Raw genomic sequence first — 23,553 nt, 5'->3', positions numbered from 1 at the left:
GGAGGAGAAATGAGGGGGAAAAATAAAAAGCAATAGTCACTATTGCTTTTTATAGTAAACTTTCTATTTTTCACTTTTAATCCATAGCTGTCGGTATTTTTTGGGAGACATGCCGACTGTTTTAGAAAAGAGGGTCGTAAAGTAGCTGGTATTATCGTAGCCAACTATACCAGCAATATTTGTAACACTTTCGTTTGTGTTAATAAGTAATGACTGTGCTTCCCCAATTCGACGTCGAATAATATATTGAATCGGAGAAAAACCAGTCGTTTCCTTGAAAACATGTGCCAAATAATAGGGACTTATATGAAGTATTTCCGAAAGAGAATTCAATGAAATTTCCTCCAGATAATGTTCATCAATATAGGCTTTAATATTGTTTGATAATAATGATTCTTCGGATTTTGATAATACGTGGTTTTCCTGAGGGATTTGTAAAATATGAGCAATAATAGCACGAAGCAGATAACTGCATATTTCCTCTGCTCCAGTTTTTCCCTCGGAAATTTGTGAATACATCATTTCTAACAATGCTTCAATATTAGAAGCGCCTTCTCCACTACGCAAAACGTAGGAAGCTTCCTTTGAAACTAAATGATTTTTTGGTAACCCAGCGAGTTTCACATTTGTAATACCTAAACAAAAAACGCTCATATTTGTCTCCGGATTCCCATATTCATCGTGAAGAACGCCTTCATTATATATTAAAATATCACCTTTAAGGGTTTTATATTGCCGTTCACCAATCAAATGACTGCCATTTCCCTCTTTTATAAAAATGATTTCCAATAGCTCATTGTGCATATGCATGGTTCTAGGTAAGCTTGTGTGAGTAGGATCAACATTACAAATATAGAGCAATTTGGGAATTGAACCATTTTCGAATGTTGGATTAAAGTCTTTTTTAACAAAATACTGAGTCATTATGATTCCTCCTAAAACATTGCTGTAGCTTTCTTTATAAATGAGACTGTTAACCCAAATTTTTAATTACCTACTAACTAGACTTTAAACGATGAATACCACAAATCACAACTTATTTTATCACTCTACTCTTCTTCAAAAATTACACGGCCTTCCTGAGGCTTTTCATACTTAACCCGATCTTTCACCTAAGCCCTTGTTGAACATATAAAAAAAAGATAAATATTGAGAATAATCCATATTTAGTCGCTTTCATTATGAATGTTAGCGTTTTTTTACTACATGTTTTCGTTTTCATCACGATTGCTAAAGTGACTCACGAGGTACAATATTAAATTAAACTAAACTATTTTCCAGGGGGAAATCATGATGAAAAGAATAATTGAATTCATTAAACATACAATGCAATCTTTTAAAAATTCAATGGATCAATATGGAGAAGCACGAATCATTTTTTATGAAAGTATGTGTGCTTTAAGCGAAAAAAAGTAGAGATGTATTACCATCTCTACTTTTTAGGTGTAACTGAATATTAATTTTTAAAAAGCGAGTATAATAACATCGTTTGATAAAATTCTCTGTTAATCTTAATAACTAAGAGTTTGTTTTAAAGCATCAACTGATGTTCTGATTCCTGCCTCAACGGACATTGTAAGATCTTCCATTTCAAGTGAAACTTCACTGTTATATCCCATCATGCGAACAACAGAGAAGAATTCTTTCCACCATTGTAAATCTCGACCACAGCCGACAGCCACATAATTCCATGCTCTATTTGCTGTATCTGTAACCTCTTTTGTTTCCAATACGCCATTAATAGCAGATAAATGTCTTTCAAGTCTTACGTCTTTTCCGTGAACATGGTGAATGGCAGCTCCTAATTCTCTTGCTGCAATAATTGGATCTGCACCCATCCAGATTAAATGGCTTGGGTCTAAATTCAAACCAACCATTGGTCCAACTGCATTCCGTAATCTAAATAATGTTTCCGGATTATAAACTAACATAGAACTGAAATTTTCAAGGGCAATTTTTTCGACACCGCATGCTTCAGCCCTTTTCACTAACTCTTTCCAATACGGAATTGCTACTTCATTCCATTGATAATCTAAAATATCCTTTAATACTGGGGGCCAACTAACTGTATATGTAATCCAGTTGGGGATTTTATCCTCTGGGCTTCCTGCTGGCAGACCACTCATCATAATTACCTTCTTAACACCAAGTAGACCAGCTAGCTCCATTGTTTTTTCTGTTACTTCTCTATGCTCTTTACCAAGTTCACCTGGATCTAAAGGATTACCGGAACAATTCAGTGCGCAAAGTTTAATATTCCGCTTTTCTAATTCACCTAGAAATTCACTTCTTTTTGCTTCACTTTCCAACAATTCATTTAAACGTAAATGTGGAGCCGGTGACCATCCTCCTGTTGTCATCTCAATCGTATCAATACCCATTTCAGCAACAGCATCCAACATCTTTTCAAAAGGTAAGTGACCTAAGCTATCAGTTACATATGACAATCGCATGTTAAAAACCTCTCTCAATCTAGTTTATTTTTATGCCAAAACTAAGCGATCATTATATAAAGCTGGACATTCATCAAGTTGAATTTGTACACGTTCCCCCGTATCTCTTGCCTTTGAACAAGCCGTAGAAGTAATCGCAGCTACATATCCATCCCAAGCATTTGGACCATTTAATTCATCTGCCTTCACGGAATCAACCCAAAGCTGAATTTCTCTATCATATGCCTTTACAAAGCGATCCTTCCAATCGGATGATACTTTTGTAAAATCCTTACCTTCCGTACGAACACTTGAAAAAGCTGGATCTGATAAAGATACCATTCCTTCTTCACACATTACTTCACATTTTATATCATATCCGTAATGGCAATTCACAAAGATTTCTATATCAATATGAATGCCCGACTCAGTTTCTAAAATGACAATCTGAGGATCATGTAACTCCTTATGCGCACTAGTTGTTCTTTTTGGCAAAATAACTTGTGCCGCTACATAGTTCTCTTTCAGTAACCATCTTAATACATCGATTTCATGAACAACTGAATTTTCAACAGCCATAGGGGTAGTATAGCTTTCATCTACTCCAGGATTTCGATGAGCACAGTGAAGCATTAGTACTTCTCCAAGTTTTCTGCTATCAAGCATTTCTTTTATTTCTTCGTACCCTCTATCATATCTTCTCATATATCCCACTTGGACTAATTTTTTCCCTAGTTTTATTTCTTCATCAATGATTCTTTTACAGCCCTCCGCTTCTACGGCTAAAGGCTTTTCACAAAATACATATTTCTTATTTTTTATTGCTTCTAAAACATAACCTTCATGTGTTGGATCCCAAGAGGTAACAACTACTGCATCAACCTCAGGCAATTTAATTAACTCTTCTCCAGATTTTACAAATTTAGCACCAATCTCTTGAGCAATTTGTTGCGCTCTTTCCACATTAATATCAGAGACTGCAACCACCTTTGCTCCCTTAGTTTTATATGTAATTCTTCGAATATGATCCATCCCAATTGCACCCGTACCAATAACACCAATCTTTAATTCCACAATAAACACTCCTTATTAATTATCTGAATAATATTCTTTATAAATTTCCTAGATTAAGCACTTTCCTATAAAAATCTTAATTGCATTTTTATAGGAAAGGCAGCAATCTATAAAACACAAGATTTTGTAGACGCATACATAATTGTCTTAACAGAAGTTGTTATTTTGACGCTGCTGCTTTCTCAGCAACATGAACTTCATCATAGGTCCGGAAGTAACTTTCAATCTCCTCAAGAGAGCGTCCCTTCGTTTCAGGCATCATTTTCCAAATAAAGGTGATAGAAACCAATCCTACTGCCGCGAATGCGAAGAATGTTCCTGATAAACCAACTTTTTCGAGTAATATTGGGAACAACAAGCCAATTACAAAATTTGTAATCCAGAGGAAGAATACGCTAATTCCCATACCAAGGCCTCTCAGTCTTAACGGGAATATCTCTGAGAGCGAAACCCATAATACCGGCCCAATGGCTCCTTGCATGAAAGCTAGAAACGTGACTGTCAGGGAAAGCATAACATAAGGAAGAATTGCAGCCCCTTTTAGAAGGAACGAAAACACTCCAATAAGCAAAAGTACCGTCGTTGTTCCAGTCAAACCACTCAGCATCATTGATCGACGGCCAACTTTTCCAAGCAGCCAAATACCGAAAAATGTTGCCAATACCGAAATCACCCCATTAGCAACATTACCAATAAGAGCGGCCTTAGTAGCAAACCCAGCTTCTCTTAGAATTTCAGAACCATAATACATAATCGAGTTGACACCTGTAAGTTGTGACGACATTGCAATTCCAATCCCTAGAACCACTATGCGTCGCACCCAAGGCACTCCCAAATCTTTCATTGTTGCTTTTTGAATTTCAGATTCTGAAGCAATGGCAGCTTTAATTTCTTGCAATTCTGCTTTGGCCCTGTTTTCTTCACGTACTTGTTGGAGAACACGTAAAGCTTCCCCTATTTTTCCTTTAGATGCCAACCAGCGCGGGCTTTCAGGTACTATTAGCATTCCAAACCAGAGGACAACTGCTGGAAGTGTTGCCACAACTAGCATGTAACGCCAAACGTGATCATTTTCACCCAATGTTGATGCAATGGTGGCATTAAGCGCGAAAGCTAGAAATTGTCCAGTAACGATCATTAACTCATTCTGAGTAACCAACCTGCCCCGCTGTTCGACTGGTGCCATTTCTGCTAAAAAGGTTGGAACTGTAACTGAGGCCCCACCTACAGCCAGACCAAGTAGAAAGCGAAAAACAAGCATAATACCTGCATTTGGTGCAAAGGTACATCCTAGCGCTGCAATAAAGAATAATAATGCCAGACTAAGAATATTCTTTCGTCGGCCGTTACGATCTGACAGCCTACCGCCAAACACTGCTCCAAGCGCTGCTCCGAAAAGAAGTGAACTCGTAACAAGTCCTTCTGTTAATGCATTAAGATTGAGCTGGTCGGGTTTAGCCATATAAGGAAGTGCACCATTGATTACACCGGTATCATATCCAAACAGTAGTCCCCCGAATGTTGATATTAAAGTAATGATTCGTAAAAATGCCTTTGGAGTACGCCCCTTCTCAGTTACCTGATTTACCATAAATATTTCTCCCCCACATTTTAATGTTAAAAATGAACTTCCGAGCCATTTATGTATGATTTTTAGAGTCTCCTTAGGCTCAATAACAATGATCTTTTAAAAATAAAGCCTGCTACTTTGAACCCAACACTTACGATATAACCAAACAATCATGATTACCCATCTAGGAATTCCTTTATCTCGCATACGCTTGCATTATTGATCTTTAAAAAACTGTTAATCTAATCAGGCTTTTTTACTAGTTTCCATAGATATCCTGCTAATTAACTTCGTTTAATGCATACGATTGCATTTGCTCCTAAAAAAATAGTATGTTACTAATTTTCATCTTCTAGAAAATTTTACGCTTTATGCATGCGCTTGCATTATTAAGAGAGAAAAAGGAGTAAGTTAAACTTTTCCTCCGCAAGAATCTCTAATAACTAATGTAGGACTAATTTCTAGTTTTTGTTTCATGGTGGATGTTGAATTTAATTTCTCTATTAAAAGTTTACATGTTAGTGTTGCAATTTCTTTTATAGGTTGATGGATGGTTGATAGATATGGTTTATAGAAAGTACATAACTCAATATCATCAAATCCTATAACGGCTATCTCATTAGGAACCTTTATATCCAGTTCCTTCATTGCCGAGATTGCCCCCAGTGCCATCAGATCATTCTGAGCAAAAATGGCTGTCACATCTTTTAAAATATCCATATTTTCCTGTATCAAGTGATAACCCGAATAGAAAGTTGTGTCCCCATAAAATAATTTATCATCATCATACTGGAGATGATGATCCTTAAACGCTGCTTTAAAGCCTTCAGTCCGTTGTTCAAACTCGCTGCCGCTGATATTAGCTGACAAACACATGATGTTCCTATGACCTAGTTTAATTAAGTGATCACCCGCAATATACCCACCTTTATACTGGTCAACACAAACAAAATCTACATCCTTTGTTTTATAAAATGGTGGTAAATACTTGCAGAATATGAAAGGGACTTCCGTTTTTTCTAGTGCTTCTATGGATTTATCATCTAAAGACGGCTCCATAATAATCAGTCCATCTACTTTCTTTGCAGCAATGAATCTTTCGATATTATTTTGTTCTGTAAACCTATTCTCAAAAAATGAGCTAATAACATCCATTTGCATTTGTTCAAGAGTTTCGATAATTTCATTCTGCCATGAGCTAAAGTACACTTCTATACCCTGTCCAAATAAACTCTTAGGTAAAATGACACCTATTGTATTGGTTTTATTCGCACTTAAGCTTCTTGCATTAGCATTAAATTGAAAGCCATGCTCTTGTGCGATTTTCAAAACTTTTCTTTTGGTTTTCTCTGAAATCATTGGACTGTCATTTAAACATCTGGAGACGGTAGATTGACTTACATTCGCCATTTTTGCAATATCTTTTGTGGTGATTGCCATAATAGCATTTTCGCCTCTTTATTATCTATTTTTTATTAGACCACGCATACGCATACGTATGCGATTTGAATTATAGTTTATAATATTCAGTCTATAAAATCAATAAAGAGTTCACTTTTTGTCCATGTTACAGAATAAAATTGCGGATAAATCATTTTTAAAAGTTCCTTTTTGTACAATTTCCTGCAGGGAAAAAGTGGTGAATTTCCTTTATCCTTCTTAGTCCGCTCCCTCCCTTTTAACTATTTTAAGGAGAAGTTATCCAATAGTTTTTTTGGTTAACTATTGAATAACTCATGAGTAAATTTTAATATTAAAAACGCTTTCAGTCAATAGTTGTTTCATAACTTATTAAAAAATATATTTTTTTCTTCTAATATAACTAATTTAACAAATCGACATTTACGAAGCACCAGCCTTACTTTTTTCGACAGATTTTTCTACTGCCAATTCGGCATAATCTTTACCCCAAATGATGATGATGAGCGTAGCCACTAATCCCAATACCCCAACAAAATAAAATCCTGCTTTAATTCCCATAAGTGAATTAAATATTCCTGCAAAAAATGGCCCCGCAAAAATGCCAATCGCATAAATCGCCTGGTAGGCACCCATGGCGGTTGCTCTTTTTTCGGGTGCAATTTTTTCAATCGCCAATCCTAACAGCAGCGGGAAAATTAAGCCTAGTGAAAATCCGTTAAAAATCTGAACGGCCAAAAATAACTCTTTACTTTGAACGAATGGAATCAGTAACGTAAAAACTGAAGCAAGGACAAAGGCTGTTTTTAATGCATTCCATTTCCCCAAAAGCGGGACAAGTACTCTCCCCATAAAAAGAGTCGCAATGGCATGAGGGATCATAAATGCAAACACGATCAAGGTTAGCTCACTTGCCGAAAAACCAATAGAAAGGGCATAGTTGGATGTAAATCCAAACATGGTCGAAAAAATAATACTATGAGCCAAAATTGATAAGAGGGCCACCTTCAACAAGGATCGTTCTTTAAAAACCGTTGCTAAATCCTTCAATTTTAGTGGTTCCCTCTTAATTCCTTCTTTGGGTTCAAAAATAAAAAAGGATAGAATCACACCGAGAATGCTGAAAATTCCAGCTATCCAAAATGGAGCTTTCCAGCCCCATTCACTTACGATCGAACCACTGAAACTCATCCCTAAAAACTGGGCAAGGACGACAATAAATGAAATACTTCCCATTGCCCGATGGACTTCATGATCAGCAAAATAACTTGGATATAAGACTGTAAATGCGACCCACGTAGCCGCTGAAATTCCTGCTAGCGCGCGGGCTGCAAGAATCCAGCCTAAACTATCAGTTTGTAAAAAAATCATACAACTTAAGAGGCTAGCCAACATGCCAAAAATGATAAATGGTTTCCTAACTTTCTTTACATCAGAAAAGATCCCAATCGGAAGTCTGCATAAAAGCTGCATGATTCCGTAGCTGCTCAATACAATCCCAATAAATGTATACTTTCCGCCCAATGATTCCATATAAGGTGAAAAAATAGGAACATAGAGAAATTGCGGAAACCATAATAGAAAGGAAACAACAATAAATAGATATTTATTTCGATTCGTTCGTAAAGTACTCAAGACTACCACTTCCAATTCAATAATAGTTAAGAAAATACCGTGAAAAGATTGTCACGGGTCCGGTTTCCTATCACAAAACTTTAAATCACACTTAGAATGTAATATAAAATGATTTTTGCATGTTGCCAACAGATCTTATAGACGACCGAAGCCAAGAAAAATGATTCAGCAAGGTAGGCAATATACCTTATTGACGACCGGAAGCTAAGAAAATGATACTACAGGGTCGCCAATGGACCTTATTGACGACCGAAAGCCAGGAAAATGTTTCTACCGGGTCGCCAATAGACCTGATTGACGACCGGAAGCCAGGAAAATGTTTCTACCAGGTCGCCAATAGACCTGATTGACGACCGGAAGCCAAGAAAAAGTTTCTACAGGGTCGCCAATAGACCTGATTGACGACCGGAAGCTAAGAAATTGAATCAGAAAAGTAGCCAATAAATCTTATTGACGACCGGGGGCTTAATAAATAGTTCAACGGGGTCGCCAATTACCACGTTATATTAAACTTCGTAAGTAAAATGTACAGTATCTATTTGAAGGAATGGCTATATTTCAATAAAAAATGACTATCAAATTGTAACCCTTTGATAGTCATTTTTTATTGTTTGCGATAGTTAACGGATCCGGTTGAGTTTATGCTTTATAACTTGATTTAAATTCTCTGATCTTCGTTTTTACTGTTTCCTTCACAGCTTCCTTACCTGGCGTAAGAATGGTCCGGGCATCATACACTTCTTTATCGTTCTCAAGCACATTTCGAACAGCTTTTGCCCATGCTTGCAAGCATTCTGTATTCACATTAATTTTGGCATGTCCTAGTTCAATCGCTTTATGAACTTGGTGTAATGGGATGCCTGAACCACCATGTAAGACAAGCGGGACATTGGTCAATTCTGAAATTTCCTTCATTTCAGTGAATCCTAATTTTGGTTCTCCTTGATAGGGTCCATGTACAGATCCAAGGGCTGCTGCCAGTGCATCAATATTTGTTTCTTGGACAAGCCGTAAACATTCCTGTGGATCCGCATAATTAATGCCGCCGATCAGACCATCCTCATTACCGCCCACGGTTCCGACCTCAGCTTCGACTGTCACACCATGATGCCGGGCATAGTCAGTCACTTGCTTTGTCATGGCAATGTTTTCTTCAATGGAATAGTGCGAACCGTCAATCATAACGGAAGTATATCCAGCGTCAATGGCCTCTTTACATCTTTCCACACTATTCCCATGATCAAGATGAAGTGCAACTGGTACCGTAATTTTCTTTTCCTCTACAATTCTATTCACCATCATAGCGATCGTCTTAAATCCACCCAAATAATCTACTAGTCTATCGGATGAGGCAACAATGATAGGAGACCGCTCCTCTTCAGCCGCTTCCAGCATCGCTTCTGCCCATTGAAAGCTATTGATATTAAATTGTCCGACTGCATACTTTTCTTTTTTCGCTTTTTCAAGCATGTCTTTCATCGGAACTAATCTTGTTGTTGCGATCATTTCCATCCCTCCTCTCTAATCTAAATTTTCAAACTAATGGAGGCGGATCAAATTCATGTGAATTTGATCCAACCTCACGTGGTTTTTACCGTATTAGTATTGTTTTGCCGTTTCTAATTTTTGCTTTCTTAACTCAAATGCCTTTTGAATGCTTTCTTTATCAGATACTTCTGCCACACCCACATTCCACCAGCTCTCATAGCCGTCAGTCATCGTTTTAGGAAGAACTTTAATATCGATTAGGGTTGAGCCTTCCTGTTTCTTGGCATCCTCTAAAGCTGCTTTCAATTCCTCGACTGTATTGACGCGGTAGGTTTTTGCACCATATCCTTCCGCCACTTTTGCATAATCAATGTTTAAAATTTTATTATCATGGGTTCTAAATTCACAGAAATAACTGCCGCCGCCATGATCCATTTGTAAATTGTTGATACAGCCAAATCCTGAATTATCAAAGAGGACAACGTTGATTTTTTGTCCATATTGAATCGAAGTAATGAATTCAGAATGCAGCAATAGGAAGCTGCCATCCCCTACAAGTGAATATACCTCTTTCGTTGGCTCTGCTAATTTTACCCCTAATGCTCCAGATACCTCATACCCCATGCATGAGTAACCATACTCGACATTGTACGTATTTGGTTCAGATGTATTCCATATCCGCTGTACATCTCCTGGAAGGGAACCGGCTGCAGTGATGATTACGCTATCTGGTGAGATGGTATCATTCACCGCTAATAATGCCGTCGTCTGGGCCAGCTCTGTGTTAAGTGCATCCGCATATTCATTTAGTACTTCTTGTGAAAAATGATTTTTTACTTCCGGAAGGAAATTCTCACGTTTGAATGTTACTTGACTCAAACGGTCACGTTCGGCATTCCATTCCGCTTTCAATTCAGCAATTTCACCGCCAAAATCACTTTCATATCCTTCTAATAATGGAGCCAATTGCTCTAATGTTGTCTTTGCATCTGCGACAACCTGGAAGGCATCCATTTTATAAGCCTGCAGACGGCTGACATTGATGTTTAAAAACTTGGTTTGGTCAAAGTCAAAGGCCGTTTTGGAAGAAGTGGCGAAATCGGTATACCGTGTTCCAATTCCAATAAATAGATCGGCTTGACGTGCTGCTTTATTGGCTGCCAGTGTACCGGTAATTCCCATTCCACCCAGATTATTTTTAAAATTGGACTCTACCGTTGCTTTACCGGCCTGTGTTTCTACTAATGGAATATTATGTTTTTCTGAAAGTGAGATTAAAATATCACGCGCTTGAGAGTATTTTGCTCCACCCCCCACTAAAATGACCGGTTTTTTACTTGTACGGATCAATTCAGCAGCTCCTTTAAGCTCTCGCTCTACCGGTGCTTTACGATCAACATAATGGACGCGTTTTTCAAAGAATTTTTCGTCATAGTCAAACGCTTCCCCTTCTACATCCTGTGCAATACAAATCGTTGCGGGACCGGCTTTTCCTGGGTCAGTCATCACTTCAAAGGCACGAAGCAAGCTTGGCATTAACTGTTCTGGGCGTGTAATCCGATCCCAATATCTCGATACTGGCTTCAAAGCATCATTTGTCGTGACAGCTAAGCTATATTCTTGTTCCACTTGTTGTAAAACGGGATCAGGCTGTCTGGTTGCAAAAGTATCACCAGGGATAAACAAAACCGGAATGTTATTTGCCAAGGCCGTCCCAGCCGCTGCCGCCAAGTTGGCTGAACCTGGTCCAACAGATGTTGTGACAGCATAGATCTTTTGACGAAGCATTTGTTTACTGTAGGCAATCGCTGCATGTGCCATCCCTTGTTCGTTTTTCCCTTGAATCACTTTTAAATGTCCTGAGTATTGCTCAAGTGCCTGCCCAATCCCCAAAACATTTCCATGTCCAAATACATTAAAGATTCCTTCAACAAATAAAGATTCTTTACCATCAACATAGATATATTGTTGATTTAAAAATTTAATTAGTGCCTGCGCGGTCGTTAATCTAATTTTTCCCATGGCTATTCTCACCTCAAACTGTTTGTTCAGCTTTTTCTGATCTTTGAGCAATTAATTGTTCAATCTCAGCAACGGTTGGCATCGCTTCTGAAGAACTGTGTTTACTTACTACAATGGCTGCAGAGGCACTGCCGAATTTAAGAGCGGTTTCAATATCCTTACCTGTGATTAAAGCGTAAAGAAATGCAGATGCGTAAGAGTCGCCCGCGCCAAACGTTTTTAATACTTTTGTTAGATAAGCATGGCCTCTGAATATTTCACCTGATTTTGAATACGCATACGATCCTTCTACACCGTGCTTAATCACAACTAGTTCTGGAGAGTATTTAAACAAATGGTTAATCGTCTCAGAATTGCTGCCTTCTGTAAGGTTTTCCATCACATCGAATTCATCACGTGTCCCCACCACAACATCGGCCTGCTCCGCCACTAATGAATAATAAACAGCTGTTTCTTCAGGCGATGCCCATGTATATCCACGATAGTCCAATTCAAAAACAACTTTCACGTCATGTTTTTTGGCTAAATGAATGGCTTTTAAGACGGCTTCACGGGAAGGACTTTTTGCTAAAGCTGTACCTGAAACAAGTAGAACTTTTGCTTTTTTAATATAGTCTTCATCTACCTCAGATGGCTGTAAATAAAGGTCAGCTACCTCATCTCGGTACATTAAAATACTGCATTCTTCCGGACTTTTAATCTCTGTAAACGCTAATCCAGTCTTATGGCCTTCTTGATCAACGACCATGTTGGATGTATCCACGCCTACACCACGCATATACTGCTCAATAAATCGTCCGTGCTGGTCATTGGCAATTTTGCCGATAAATCCTGCTTTTAGTCCAAGCTTCGAGGATCCAATCGCAATATTGGCAGGTGAACCGCCGACATATTTTTTAAATGTCATCGTTTCTTCCATTGGACAGTTGTATTCCACCGCGTTTAGGTCCATGCATGCACGTCCAATGGCGATTAGGTCAAATTCTCTATCAGAATGAAATTGTAGGTTCATTTTTTTTAACATCTCCTTATTTGCGATTTAAGATCCATTCATGCGCTGGCTCATTGTGGAATTTCCAAATTCGTGTTGGTCCTGCCATTACATTCAGGTAATAGGATTCATACCCATCAGGAACCCCAACAGGATGGTAACCGGCCGGTACTAGCACGACATCACCATTCTCTACTGCCATTGTTTCATCAATGGAACGGTCATCTGTGTAGACACGCTGGAAGACAAACCCTTGGCGGGGGTTCATTTCATGATAGTAGCTTTCTTCTAAAAAGGACTCATTCGGCAAGTTATCTTGATCATGCTTATGCGGCGGATAGCTTGACCAGTTTCCGCTTTCCGTTAATACTTCGACCACTAGTAAACTATTTGCAGAAGGGTCTGAGTCTGGTAATATATTATGAACTAAACGCTTATTGCTATACTTCCCTCTATTTTCAATTCCATTGTCTTCCGCTTTTATCAACTTAGTAGGCAATTGTTTAAAGGATGGGGAGTAGCAAAGAGCAACACGGGCTTGACTCACAGCCTTCACTTCAAACGAACGATCATTCGATACGTAAACACTATCGGTCGGTTTCTTTTCAAATACACTTTCTCTAGTGCCTATATTTAAAAATTCTTGTTCATGACCCGACACATTTATTTTACCTGTCAGGGCGACAATGCAGCATTCTACTTTGGCTAGTTCCTCTGTATATGTACTGCCTGGAGTTAGGTCGATTACTTTAAACCCCACATATTCTAATGAGGAGTTTTCATTTGTCACTTCATGGACAAGGGTAACTCCTTTTGATATTTCCTTTGGGTTTGGTTTTCGGAGCAATTTACTCACTTGAAGTTTCCTCCTATTTATGTAAATTCTATTAATGGCTATTATCCTGTTAATTTAGCAGGATAATAGCCGAACATGACAGTTAAATGTAACTTATTCAAATGATGGCGCTTTATAGTTGGCTGTCACTACTTTTTTACGTGTGTAAAAATCAACACTGTCTTTTCCGTTTGCAGGTAATGTTCCATAGAAGGAAGATTTCCAGCCAGAGAATGCAAAGAATGCCATTGGCGCTGGAACACCTAAGTTAATTCCAAGCATACCTGCATCAATATTTTCACGGAAGTAACGAATCGCTGAAGCGTTTGAAGTATACAGACATGCACCATTTGCAAATTCTGATTGATTCGCTGTTTCCACAGCTTCTTTTAGGTTTTTTACACGAACGATTGATAGGACTGGCGCAAAGATTTCATCTTTCCAGATCGCCATATCAGTTGTAACATCGTCAAAAATAGTTGGTCCTACAAAATATCCTTCTTCAGGAAGGTCTCCTCGGCCATCACATACTAATTTCGCACCTTCTTCAATACCCTTTTGGATATACCCTAATGTCCGCTTCTGATTTTCTTCGCGGATCACTGGGCCTAAGAATACGCCTTCATCCAAGCCGTGACCGATTTTTAATTCTTTTGACTTTTCTACTAATCTATCAAGAAATGCATCGGCAATTCCTTCTTCTACGGTTACAACAGAACAAGCCATGCAGCGTTCGCCAGCTGAACCAAATGCTGACGCAATCACGTTTGTTGTAGCAAGTTCTAAATCCGCATCATTTAAAACGACTGAATGGTTTTTAGCTCCTGTTAAGGCTTGAACACGCTTTAGGTTTTGACTTCCGCGTTTGTAAACATATTCTCCGACAGGTTTTGAACCAACGAAGGAAATAGCTTTCACTTCTGGGTGGTCTAACAATCCATTTACCACATCATGTGCACCGTGAACAACGTTGAAGACACCTTTAGGAAGACCGGCTTCCTCTAAAAGTTGAGCAAGTTTTTGCGCTAAAAGCGGTGTTCTTTCAGATGGTTTAAGAACGAATGTGTTGCCAACCGCAATGGCCATCGGGAACATCCAGCATGGCACCATCATTGGGAAGTTAAATGGGGTAATCCCGCCAACAACACCAATTGGATAACGATAATTCGTGATTTCTACATCTGTTGCAATGTTAGTAAGCGAATCTCCCATCATGAGTGTTGGAGCACCAGCAGCAAATTCCACATTTTCAATTCCGCGTCCTACTTCACCTAATGCTTCAGATAGGTTTTTGCCATTTTCAATCGTGATAATACGGGCTAATTCTTCTTTATTTTTTTGTAAAAGTTGGTGGAAGTCAAATAAAACTCTTGCCCGCTTTTGCACCGGTACGTTTTTCCACTTTTCAAATGCCTTTGCTGCTACTTCTACAGCATAATCAACTTCTTCTTTTGTTGAAAGAGGAACTTGGGCAATAATTTCTTTTTTAGCAGGATCATAGACATTCTCAAATTGTGCTGTTTTACTTTCGACCCATTCACCATTTATATAGTTTTTTAGTTTTTCTACTTTCACCATTACATTAGTCATCTATTCTTCCTCCTTAAGAAAAATCCATTGTAGTTTTTTGAGTATATTAGAATGCAAAATCATCTAGTTGGCTGTTAAAACTAGTACATCATTTTCAAATGTTTATCATGTGTTGGTTATATTTTGGTTATATTTGATTACATCTTAATACTAAAAACGCTTTCAGTCAACTGTTTTTTTATTATTATTTGGGAATTTCGCTTACAGTTTACCAGTTAAGAACTGTGCTTCACCAAATCCAAAGCTCCAGTCAGCAGCCCCGTTCGTTACCATTGAAATCATGATATCATTCGGTTCGATTCCGCACTCTTCACCTAATCCTTGGACTAATAGATGATAAAAATCCTTTTTTTGCTTATCACTTCGTTGTGTACTTGTGACAGATACAATCACTACATTGCGGCTTCTCTCAAATCCTAGACCGGTGTCTTCAATGATTAATTCATTTGCTGGATGCTGGGTTACGATTTGGTAACGATCTCTTTCAGGGACACCAAACGCCTTCACAACAGCACGGTGGGAAACATCCAATAATTGTTTCAACTCGTTTTCATTTCGGCCTTCTATTAAGTCAAATCTAATTAACGGCATTCGATCTCCTCCAATATGCATTATTTTTAATACCAACTTTTTGTTAACTATTGGTTACATGTTGGTTATATTATGATTATATCATAACACTAATTTGGGATTCAACCGATAATTTCGTCTTATCTTAAATAATTAGAAGAACTTGGACAATCAAAAAGCCTTTCCTCATAATCGAAGAAAGGCTTTTTACTTCTAAATATATAATCCCTCTTTAATAGATTTCAATGTTAGTTCATTCGACCATTCAGGTTTATCAGGGTAGGCAAATACAGAATTCGTTACAATTCCATCAAACTTCATTTCTCTTAATTTCCTATATAATGCATCAAAGTTGATTTCCCCTTCACCAGGATTCAAATGCTGGTGGATGGTGACATTTGCATTTGGCGGATTAATAATATACCGCAAGCCAAATGCAGCTTTATGATTAAGAGTATCAGCAATTAGCACATGTGCAAGTAAATCTCCTGCTTCATCTAAGTGTTTCGCTACATCGCCGATCCCATCATCATAAAAGAAAGCATGCGCTACAGAATAGACCAACTTAATCCAATCTTTATCGAATGCACGAATCATTCGGATTGCTTCTGTGTTCAGCTCAATAAAATCATTTGGATGAGATTGTAAATTAAGGTTAATCCCTTCTTTTTCAAAAATCGGCATTAGCTCTTCCATTGATCTTACGAATGCAGCTTCACTTTCAACTGGACGGCTTTTGTCACCAGCGAATTCACTGTTCATTAAATCTACTCCTAAATCAGAAGTGATTTCGATACAACGCTTCCAATTCCGCACTGCTGCTTGGCGTTCTGCTTCGTTTGGTGAAGACCATTGCTGCACAGGAAGGACAGACGAGATTCTTACGCCGGCATCTGAACAATATCTTTTTAAATCCTTTATCAGCTGCTTATCAACCTTGGGATATTCATAAAACCAAATAAAATCTTTACGTGGAGATAACTCTACCCATTCGTACCCTAATCTAGCAACTGCATCAATAGTCTCTTTTAAATTCGTATTGTCACGATAATGTGACGGATCGTATGCTAAACGCATTCTCATGCTCCCCTTTCTTTTGTAGGCCACAGCGCTTTCAATTTCCTCAACTTCAGATATCCAACTTTTTATTATATGTTGGTTAACTTTTGGTTATCTATAAGTACATATTAATACGAATAATCCTTACAATCAACATTTTTTTATCTTTTTTTTAAAAGAACTTGAATTAAAAAATCCCCTTCTTTTCTGACATTAGCCAGTAAGAGGGGGATTTTAGGAAGATACCTAGTCAGCAAGGACAAGTTGAATGGCATGATTTTTTGCGTATTCTTGATAGGTATCATTCGGAATCTTATCGGTAACTAGGTAATCAATCTCATCTAAACCACAATAGGTCATTAACCCATATTTATCAAATTTATCGTAATCTACCAATAAATAGACCTCTGAACTTCGGCTGACAATGGTCTTTTTTAATTCACTTTCTAGTGGTGATGCATTCGTTACGCCGTTTAATAGTGAAATACCAGTAGAAGCCATAAAGGCTTTCCTAATATTGTAATCCCTTAGTAAATCCATACTTCGCGGGTTAACAAACGAACTTGTTTTCCGTTCAAGCATTCCGCCGATGGAGATGACATTTAAATTTTCATATGGAATGGCACAAACAATTAAATCAATATTATTTGTAAAAATTGTCAGGTTTTTTTCCTTTAAATATTGAAACATTTCAATCGTAGTGGTCCCTGAATCTATGAAAATAAAGTCTCCATCTTCCACAAAACTTGCAGCTTTTTTCGCAATCAACTCTTTTTGTCCTTGATTACGGACACTTCTTTCTTGAAATGATTCAAGTTTTTTGTGAATAGAAGATACCCCTCCATACACCTTTTTCAGTTCCCCGCGATCTACTAACTCTTGTACATCACGTCTGATCGTATTTTTAGATACATCAAACACTTTAACCAATTCGTCTAGTGAAGCTGATTGATGTTCTAATACATAATCTTGAATTTTTTTTATGCGCTTTTCCTTAATCATCTATTTCACCCTAGTCTTGCAATAAGTTTTTGTTATCGTTTACATTATAGTATAACATATATATAACCAACAAATAACCAAAACTTCTCTTCTTTTAAAAAAAAGAATGTAAGGATTCCTTTGATTGCCTATTATTTTTATAATTTAATTGGCTATGATAAGATGGATTTCATTTTCCCTAAAGTATTTTTGATAAGACTCATTCGGTGTGGTATCGGTAACTATATAATCAATCTCACTTAAACCGCAGTAGGTCATTAAACCACATTTATCAAATTTATCATGGTCTACCAATAAATAGACCTCTTTACTCCTGCTGACAATGGTCTTTTTTAATTCACTTTCTAATGGTGATGCATTCGTGACCCCATTCGATAGTGATATACCGGTAGAAGCCATAAACGCTTTTTTTATATTGTAATCTTTAAGTAAATCAAGATTTCGAGGAGTGCCAAACGAATTGGTTTTAGGGTCCAGCATCCCCCCGATTGAGATGACATTTAAATGCTCAAACGGAAAGGCCCGGATAATCAAGTCAATACTATTTGTAAAGATGGTTATGTGTTTTTCCTTTAAATACTCAAACATTTCAATTGTGGTGGTTCCTGAATCGATGAAGATAATATCTCCATTTTCCACAAAACTTGCGGCCTTTTTTACGATTGATCCTTTTTGTTCCTGGTTACGACTTTTTCTATCTTGAAAGGATTCCAGTTTTTTATGAATGACTGATACCCCGCCATAAACTTTTTTTAGCTCCCCGCGATCTACTAACTCTTGTACATCACGTCTGATCGTATTTTTAGATACATCAAAAACATTTACTAATTCATCTAATGAGGCTGAATGATATTCTAAAACATATTCCTGGATCTTTTTTATACGCTTTTCTTTAATCAATTCATTTCACCCCCTATCAATCATTTTAATTTATATAAATATATTATCAACATTTACCCAAAACTTCACTATTATTTTTCGAAAAATTTATACATTGTGAATAAAAGCTGTAATTTATGATCAGATGTTGATTCATGGGTTAAGAACAAAATGCAAAATGGATTGTGTGCCGGCGCTATTTGACAAAGTCCTTTTGTAATATGAAGAATTGTCCATTAGAAGACCCCTATTGGACAAATTCCATTTCCCTCCACTCGGTTTTGTCCGATAGATTGGGTTTATTGATTTCTTCACGCAAAACAAAAAAACCGAGCCCATTAGGACCGGTCTTTGTGTCTTTCTTCTAGTGTACGCAGTACTTCTTTAAATGGAAGCCCTTGTTCTACTAATAAAACCTGGAGATGGTAAAGCAAATCGGCCGCTTCCCAGCGAAGTTCTTCATGGTCGCGGTTTTTTGCAGCAATAATCACTTCTGCCGCCTCTTCACCGACCTTTTTCAAAATCTTATCGACGCCTTTTTCAAACAGGTATGTTGTATATGCACCTTCTGGACGCTCTTTCTCACGTTCTAAGATGACTTTTTCTAAAGATTGTAAAATCTGATAATCTGCTAAATTGGCCTCACGGTTCACAACCTGTTCAGAAAAACAGCTGACGGCGCCAGTGTGGCATGCAGGTCCTTTTGGATAAACCTGTACTAATAAGGCATCCTGATCACAGTCGTAATTGATACTGGCTACTGTCTGGGTATTGCCGCTTGTTGCTCCCTTGTGCCACAATTCTTGGCGGGAACGGCTATAAAACCATGTTTCGCCGGTTTCAATTGTTTTCTGTAAAGATTCCTCGTTCATATAAGCAAGTGTTAACACTTCTTTTGTATCAGCATCTTGGATAATGGCGGGGACGAGCCCCTTTTCATCAAATTTCACGTTCATCGTATGCTCACTCCTTTTTCCCTTAAAAAGCTTTTAACCTCATCCACCGATGTTTCCTTATAATGAAAAATGGAGGCAGCAAGCCCGGCATCGGCCTTTCCAGCTAAAAAGGCTTCAGCAAAATGGTCGGCATTTCCGGCCCCGCCTGAAGCAATAACAGGAATGGTTACCGCTTCACTAACCGCTTTGGTCAGTTCTAGATCAAATCCATTTTTCTCGCCGTCACTGTCCATGCTTGTAAGAAGGATTTCCCCTGCACCAAGCTCAGCAGCTTCAACCGCCCACTCGACTACTTTTTTCTCTGTCGGTGTTCGGCCACCGTGGGTATAGACACGCCAGGTCCCGATTTCAGGATCAAATTTTGCATCGATCGCTACCACGATGCATTGGGAGCCAAAGTAGCTGGCTCCTTCCTTGATCAAGTCGGGATTTAAGACAGCCGCCGTATTAAGCGACACCTTATCGGCGCCGGCCCGAAGAATTCTTTTCATATCCTCTAAGGCATTGATGCCACCGCCGACGGTGAACGGAATCGCAAGCTCAGACGCTACCGCCTTGACAACCTCGACCATTGTTTTCCGGCCCTCAACGGATGCGGAAATATCAAGGAATACCAATTCGTCTGCACCTTGCTCATCATAAAATCGCGCTAGTTCAACCGGGTCGCCGGCATCGCGCAGCTGGACAAATTGAATGCCTTTAACAACCCGGCCATCCTTTACATCAAGGCAGGGAATAATTCGCTTCGTTAATGTCACTTTACTCCCACCTCTTCCAATGCTTCCTTTAAGGTAAAACGGTTTTCATAAAGGGCCTTTCCTACAATTGCTCCACGAATCCCTTTCTGTGCAATCGCCTGTAAGTCGGCAAGACTGCTGACGCCGCCGGAGGCAATAACATTTTTTCCGGTCACTTCAGCCAGTTCCCAAACCGCATCGATATTCGGGCCCGCTAAGGTCCCATCGGTTGCAATATCGGTAAAAATAAACGTTTCGGCACCGGCATCGGCAAATCGCTTGCCAAGCTCAACCGCTTTGACGGAAGAAGTATCAAGCCAGCCATGTGTCGCGACATAGCCATTTTTCGCATCAATGCCCACGGCAATTTTTGCCCCATACTTTTCTATCATTTCGATCGCAAACTCTGGATTGGAAACGGCAATGCTGCCGATGATGACGCGGTCGACGCCATTTTCCAGATAGTGGAGGATGTCCGCTTCTGAGCGGATCCCGCCGCCAATTTGGACCTTTGCATCTAGGTTTTGCGCGGCTTCAATGACAAACCGGTCATTTACGCGTTTGCCGTCTTTCGCACCGTCAAGGTCGACCATATGGATCCATTCGGCCCCCGCTTCTGCAAAGCTTTTTGCCATTTCAAAAGGGGAATCCCCATATATGGTTTCTTTATCGTAGTCCCCTTGAAGGAGACGGACACATTTCCCGCCCCGCATATCGATTGCCGGGTAAATCGTTAAACTCATCGAACCGCATCCCTTTCCACAGCCAATTTTAAAAAGTTATCCAAGAGTGCCATCCCAAGTCTGCTGCTTTTTTCAGGATGAAATTGCATACCAAAAATATTATCTTTTCCTACGACCGCTGAGACTTGTTCATGATAGTCTGCCTTTGCCAGAAGGGCATCATTATTGTCTGCATCGACAAAATAGGAATGCACGAAATAAACATAATCTTCGGTTAGGTCGTTTAATAGAGGGGATTCTTGAACAAATTCAAGCCTGTTCCAGCCCATATGCGGCACCTTGTAGGTTTCGCCTGCTGGTGCAGTACCCGGAAAACGGCGAACCTTACCAGGAAGTAATCCTAATCCTTTTGTCGGGCCATTTTCTTCACTTTCTTCAAAAAGCAGCTGCATGCCAAGACAGATACCTAATAACGGCTTGCCTGTTGCGGCGAATTCCTTTATCGTCTCTACCTGCAAGCGTTCCATCGCATCACGGAAAGAACCGACTCCTGGAAGAATTAAGGCATCGGCGTTTAGTAACTCGTTTTTATCTGCTGAGATAAAATAGTCGGCACCTAGCCGTTCAAGGGCCTTGCTGACGCTGAAGAGATTCCCCATCCCGTAGTCTACGATTCCAATCATTTCTGTCACCTTCCTTAGTCGCTATTGGGCCCCGCTTCTGTTAAAGCATCCCTTTGGTTGATGGTACGCCTTTAATGCGTGGATCAATCGTCGTTGCTTCGTCCAGCGCTCTCGCTAATGCTTTAAAAACAGCTTCAATCATATGGTGGGTATTATGTCCATAATGAACGATAACATGGAGATTCATTCGGGCCTCAAGTGCCAGTTTCCAAAGAAATTCATGAACGAGCTCGGTATCAAAGGTTCCCACTTTTTGACTTGGGAATTCAGCGCGCATTTCAAGATGCGGGCGGTTGCTTAGATCGACAACTACCTGGGCGAGCGCCTCATCCATTGGCACGAATGCATTTCCGTAACGCTTGATGCCGCGTTTGTCGCCTAATGCCTCGCGAAGGGCCTGGCCTAAACAGATACCGATGTCCTCAGTTGTATGATGGTCGTCGACTTCGATGTCACCTTTGGCATCGACAGTTAAATTAAATTGGCCGTGCTTGGTAAACAAGTCAAGCATGTGGTCCATGAACGGGACACTTGTTTCAAGACTGGATTGGCCTGATCCATCAATATCAAACGCTAGTTTAATTTGTGTTTCACCTGTAATTCGTTCAATACTTGCTGTTCTTTCCATATCTGGTGCTCCTTTAACTTATTTATTCTTTAGCCTTGTCTCAACCGCACGAGCGTGGGCTTCGAGACCTTCCATGCGGGCGAAGGCTGCGATTTTTGCTCCGTTCTCTTTCAATGCCTTTTCACTATAAACAATCACACTAGATTTTTTTTGAAAATCATCAACATTCAACGGGCTGGAGAACCTTGCTGTTCCATTGGTTGGAAGAACATGATTCGGTCCTGCAAAATAATCGCCGACCGGCTCTGAGCTATATCGCCCGATAAAAATGGCACCGGCATGACGAATTTTCCCCAGTAGTTCCATCGCATTTTCGGTGATCACTTCAAGATGTTCAGGGGCTAATGTATTGACGGTTTCTACCGCCTCGTCGAGATCAGCAGTTACATAAATCGCACCGTAATCGGCAATAGCACGAGAAGCGATATCCCTGCGTGGCAGGACAGCAAGCTGTTTTTCCACTTCCTCCGCAACCGCTTCTGCTAACGAAAGCGACGGAGTTACAAGAACACTGCAGGCGCGCGGGTCGTGCTCGGCTTGTGATAACAGATCTGCCGCAACTTCATCAGCAAGGGCTGAATCATCTGCTAAAACGGCAATCTCACTAGGACCGGCAATCATATCGATATCCACATCGCCAAACACTTCTCGTTTAGCCAGTGCGACAAAGATATTTCCAGGGCCGGTAATTTTATCAACAGGAGCAATCGATTCTGTTCCGTAAGCAAGAGCAGCAACCGCTTGAGCCCCGCCCACTTTAAAAATTTCTTTGACGCCTGCTTCTTTTGCAGCAACTAACACCGCTGCCGGCAGTTTTCCTGATTCATCAGGTGGGGATACCATCACAATCCGCTTTACCCCAGCTACTTTCGCCGGAATCACATTCATTAAAACAGAAGATGGATAGGCCGCCGTGCCCCCTGGTACATAGACCCCAACTGAATCGAGCGGGGTGATTTTTTGACCCAAAATCGTCCCATTCTCTTCGGTTGTCATCCAGGACGGGCGGAGCTGCTTTTCATGAAAAGATTTAATATTCTCTGCTGCTTCGCGTACGATTTCGATATACGCCTGATCTACTTGAGTATAAGCTGCTTCTATCTCACCTTCAGTCACTGAAAAAGAAGGTAATTGAACGCGGTCGAATTTTTCGGTAAACTCTCTTAATGCTTCATCGCCGCGGTTACGAATTTCAGAAATGATTCCTTTTACAACCGCGAGCTGCTCGGAGGTTCCAGCTTCAATCGACCGTTTGATTGAAACAAGTTCATTTACTTTTAAAATTTTCATCTCTATTGCC

At 39.5% G+C, this 23,553-nt stretch carries 22 protein-coding genes; 1 reads left to right on the top strand and 21 read right to left on the bottom strand.

What is annotated here, in order from left to right:
* Nucleotides 1–63 precede the first annotated feature (63 nt).
* Nucleotides 64–924: an AraC family transcriptional regulator gene (locus ACZ9EE_RS20205; RefSeq protein WP_476029929.1), complete on the bottom strand. Its 861-nt coding sequence runs from the start codon at nucleotides 922–924 to the stop codon at nucleotides 64–66.
* A 366-nt stretch (nucleotides 925–1,290) separates the two neighbouring features.
* On the opposite strand from ACZ9EE_RS20205, the gene ACZ9EE_RS20200 reads away from it, so the two are divergent.
* Nucleotides 1,291–1,416, top strand: coding sequence for a hypothetical protein (locus ACZ9EE_RS20200; protein WP_476029927.1), 126 nt, complete (start codon nucleotides 1,291–1,293; stop codon nucleotides 1,414–1,416).
* Between the two features lie 95 nt (nucleotides 1,417–1,511).
* Here the strand turns inward: ACZ9EE_RS20200 and ACZ9EE_RS20195 are convergent, their stop codons facing one another.
* The 20 genes from ACZ9EE_RS20195 to hisD form a co-directional block, all read right to left on the bottom strand.
* Entirely contained in the window at nucleotides 1,512–2,453 is a 942-nt protein-coding gene (locus ACZ9EE_RS20195; protein WP_476029925.1) for a sugar phosphate isomerase/epimerase family protein, read from the bottom strand.
* Nucleotides 2,454–2,483: 30 nt separating this feature from the next.
* Nucleotides 2,484–3,506: a Gfo/Idh/MocA family protein gene (locus ACZ9EE_RS20190; protein ID WP_476029923.1), complete on the bottom strand. Its 1,023-nt coding sequence runs from the start codon at nucleotides 3,504–3,506 to the stop codon at nucleotides 2,484–2,486.
* Between the two features lie 160 nt (nucleotides 3,507–3,666).
* Nucleotides 3,667–5,097, bottom strand: coding sequence for a sugar porter family MFS transporter (locus ACZ9EE_RS20185; protein ID WP_476029921.1), 1,431 nt, complete (start codon nucleotides 5,095–5,097; stop codon nucleotides 3,667–3,669).
* Nucleotides 5,098–5,487: 390 nt separating this feature from the next.
* Nucleotides 5,488–6,516 carry a LacI family DNA-binding transcriptional regulator gene (locus ACZ9EE_RS20180; protein ID WP_476029919.1) on the bottom strand — a complete coding sequence of 343 codons (1,029 nt, stop codon included), beginning with the start codon at nucleotides 6,514–6,516 and terminating at the stop codon, nucleotides 5,488–5,490.
* 402 nt (nucleotides 6,517–6,918) lie between these two features.
* A complete protein-coding gene (locus tag ACZ9EE_RS20175; protein WP_476029917.1) occupies nucleotides 6,919–8,130 on the bottom strand; it encodes an MFS transporter in 1,212 nt (403 codons plus the stop codon).
* A gap of 639 nt (nucleotides 8,131–8,769) precedes the next feature.
* Nucleotides 8,770–9,636 (bottom strand): class II fructose-1,6-bisphosphate aldolase, encoded by an 867-nt coding sequence (fba, locus tag ACZ9EE_RS20170; RefSeq protein WP_476029915.1) that lies wholly within the window; start codon nucleotides 9,634–9,636, stop codon nucleotides 8,770–8,772.
* A gap of 93 nt (nucleotides 9,637–9,729) precedes the next feature.
* A complete protein-coding gene (gene iolD / locus ACZ9EE_RS20165; RefSeq protein ID WP_476029913.1) occupies nucleotides 9,730–11,640 on the bottom strand; it encodes a 3D-(3,5/4)-trihydroxycyclohexane-1,2-dione acylhydrolase (decyclizing) in 1,911 nt (636 codons plus the stop codon).
* A gap of 13 nt (nucleotides 11,641–11,653) precedes the next feature.
* The gene (gene iolC, locus ACZ9EE_RS20160) at nucleotides 11,654–12,652 is read right to left on the bottom strand and encodes a 5-dehydro-2-deoxygluconokinase (RefSeq protein ID WP_476029911.1); all 999 of its coding nucleotides are present in this window, start codon (nucleotides 12,650–12,652) and stop codon (nucleotides 11,654–11,656) included.
* A gap of 16 nt (nucleotides 12,653–12,668) precedes the next feature.
* On the bottom strand, nucleotides 12,669–13,487 hold the full coding sequence (gene iolB / locus ACZ9EE_RS20155; protein WP_476029909.1) for a 5-deoxy-glucuronate isomerase: 819 nt from the start codon (nucleotides 13,485–13,487) through the stop codon (nucleotides 12,669–12,671).
* A gap of 93 nt (nucleotides 13,488–13,580) precedes the next feature.
* Entirely contained in the window at nucleotides 13,581–15,044 is a 1,464-nt protein-coding gene (locus ACZ9EE_RS20150) for a CoA-acylating methylmalonate-semialdehyde dehydrogenase (protein ID WP_476033023.1), read from the bottom strand.
* 213 nt (nucleotides 15,045–15,257) lie between these two features.
* The gene (locus tag ACZ9EE_RS20145) at nucleotides 15,258–15,647 is read right to left on the bottom strand and encodes a tautomerase family protein (protein ID WP_098530380.1); all 390 of its coding nucleotides are present in this window, start codon (nucleotides 15,645–15,647) and stop codon (nucleotides 15,258–15,260) included.
* 192 nt (nucleotides 15,648–15,839) lie between these two features.
* Entirely contained in the window at nucleotides 15,840–16,703 is an 864-nt protein-coding gene (locus ACZ9EE_RS20140) for a sugar phosphate isomerase/epimerase family protein (protein ID WP_476029907.1), read from the bottom strand.
* 228 nt (nucleotides 16,704–16,931) lie between these two features.
* Nucleotides 16,932–17,687, bottom strand: coding sequence for a DeoR/GlpR family DNA-binding transcription regulator (locus tag ACZ9EE_RS20135; RefSeq protein ID WP_476029906.1), 756 nt, complete (start codon nucleotides 17,685–17,687; stop codon nucleotides 16,932–16,934).
* Between the two features lie 144 nt (nucleotides 17,688–17,831).
* Nucleotides 17,832–18,587, bottom strand: coding sequence for a DeoR/GlpR family DNA-binding transcription regulator (locus ACZ9EE_RS20130; RefSeq protein WP_476029904.1), 756 nt, complete (start codon nucleotides 18,585–18,587; stop codon nucleotides 17,832–17,834).
* Between the two features lie 317 nt (nucleotides 18,588–18,904).
* The gene (hisIE, locus tag ACZ9EE_RS20125) at nucleotides 18,905–19,522 is read right to left on the bottom strand and encodes a bifunctional phosphoribosyl-AMP cyclohydrolase/phosphoribosyl-ATP diphosphatase HisIE (protein ID WP_476029902.1); all 618 of its coding nucleotides are present in this window, start codon (nucleotides 19,520–19,522) and stop codon (nucleotides 18,905–18,907) included.
* A complete protein-coding gene (hisF, locus tag ACZ9EE_RS20120) occupies nucleotides 19,519–20,280 on the bottom strand; it encodes an imidazole glycerol phosphate synthase subunit HisF (protein ID WP_476029900.1) in 762 nt (253 codons plus the stop codon). The genes hisIE and hisF overlap by 4 nt, the downstream gene beginning before the upstream one ends.
* Nucleotides 20,277–21,002, bottom strand: coding sequence for a 1-(5-phosphoribosyl)-5-[(5-phosphoribosylamino)methylideneamino]imidazole-4-carboxamide isomerase (gene hisA, locus ACZ9EE_RS20115; RefSeq protein WP_476029898.1), 726 nt, complete (start codon nucleotides 21,000–21,002; stop codon nucleotides 20,277–20,279). Before hisA ends, hisF begins: the two co-directional genes overlap by 4 nt.
* Nucleotides 20,999–21,625: an imidazole glycerol phosphate synthase subunit HisH gene (hisH, locus tag ACZ9EE_RS20110; protein ID WP_476029895.1), complete on the bottom strand. Its 627-nt coding sequence runs from the start codon at nucleotides 21,623–21,625 to the stop codon at nucleotides 20,999–21,001. Before hisH ends, hisA begins: the two co-directional genes overlap by 4 nt.
* Nucleotides 21,626–21,665: 40 nt before the next feature.
* Complete coding sequence (gene hisB / locus ACZ9EE_RS20105; protein WP_476029893.1) at nucleotides 21,666–22,253, bottom strand: imidazoleglycerol-phosphate dehydratase HisB; 588 nt, start codon at nucleotides 22,251–22,253, stop codon at nucleotides 21,666–21,668.
* Between the two features lie 18 nt (nucleotides 22,254–22,271).
* Complete coding sequence (gene hisD / locus ACZ9EE_RS20100; RefSeq protein ID WP_476029892.1) at nucleotides 22,272–23,543, bottom strand: histidinol dehydrogenase; 1,272 nt, start codon at nucleotides 23,541–23,543, stop codon at nucleotides 22,272–22,274.
* Between the last annotated feature and the right edge of the window lie 10 nt (nucleotides 23,544–23,553).

This window comes from Bacillus sp. URHA0034 (genome assembly GCF_056280405.1).
Note: the sequence above shows the minus strand (reverse complement) of the source record. Positions and strands in the feature narration are given on the sequence as shown.

What these genes read in the sequence shown, in the direction of transcription:
- ACZ9EE_RS20205 (WP_476029929.1), bottom strand. Translation starts at nt 924, where the DNA reads ATGACTCAGTATTTTGTTAAAAAAGACTTTAATCCAACATTCGAAAAT.
- ACZ9EE_RS20200 (WP_476029927.1), top strand. Translation starts at nt 1,291, where the DNA reads ATGATGAAAAGAATAATTGAATTCATTAAACATACAATGCAATCTTTT.
- ACZ9EE_RS20195 (WP_476029925.1), bottom strand. Translation starts at nt 2,453, where the DNA reads ATGCGATTGTCATATGTAACTGATAGCTTAGGTCACTTACCTTTTGAA.
- ACZ9EE_RS20185 (WP_476029921.1), bottom strand. Translation starts at nt 5,097, where the DNA reads ATGGTAAATCAGGTAACTGAGAAGGGGCGTACTCCAAAGGCATTTTTA.
- ACZ9EE_RS20180 (WP_476029919.1), bottom strand. Translation starts at nt 6,516, where the DNA reads ATGGCAATCACCACAAAAGATATTGCAAAAATGGCGAATGTAAGTCAA.
- fba (WP_476029915.1), bottom strand. Translation starts at nt 9,636, where the DNA reads ATGATCGCAACAACAAGATTAGTTCCGATGAAAGACATGCTTGAAAAA.
- iolD (WP_476029913.1), bottom strand. Translation starts at nt 11,640, where the DNA reads ATGGGAAAAATTAGATTAACGACCGCGCAGGCACTAATTAAATTTTTA.
- iolC (WP_476029911.1), bottom strand. Translation starts at nt 12,652, where the DNA reads ATGAACCTACAATTTCATTCTGATAGAGAATTTGACCTAATCGCCATT.
- ACZ9EE_RS20150 (WP_476033023.1), bottom strand. Translation starts at nt 15,044, where the DNA reads ATGGTGAAAGTAGAAAAACTAAAAAACTATATAAATGGTGAATGGGTC.
- ACZ9EE_RS20145 (WP_098530380.1), bottom strand. Translation starts at nt 15,647, where the DNA reads ATGCCGTTAATTAGATTTGACTTAATAGAAGGCCGAAATGAAAACGAG.
- ACZ9EE_RS20140 (WP_476029907.1), bottom strand. Translation starts at nt 16,703, where the DNA reads ATGCGTTTAGCATACGATCCGTCACATTATCGTGACAATACGAATTTA.
- ACZ9EE_RS20135 (WP_476029906.1), bottom strand. Translation starts at nt 17,687, where the DNA reads ATGATTAAGGAAAAGCGCATAAAAAAAATTCAAGATTATGTATTAGAA.
- hisIE (WP_476029902.1), bottom strand. Translation starts at nt 19,522, where the DNA reads ATGAACGTGAAATTTGATGAAAAGGGGCTCGTCCCCGCCATTATCCAA.
- hisA (WP_476029898.1), bottom strand. Translation starts at nt 21,002, where the DNA reads ATGAGTTTAACGATTTACCCGGCAATCGATATGCGGGGCGGGAAATGT.
- hisH (WP_476029895.1), bottom strand. Translation starts at nt 21,625, where the DNA reads ATGATTGGAATCGTAGACTACGGGATGGGGAATCTCTTCAGCGTCAGC.
- hisB (WP_476029893.1), bottom strand. Translation starts at nt 22,253, where the DNA reads ATGGAAAGAACAGCAAGTATTGAACGAATTACAGGTGAAACACAAATT.
- hisD (WP_476029892.1), bottom strand. Translation starts at nt 23,543, where the DNA reads ATGAAAATTTTAAAAGTAAATGAACTTGTTTCAATCAAACGGTCGATT.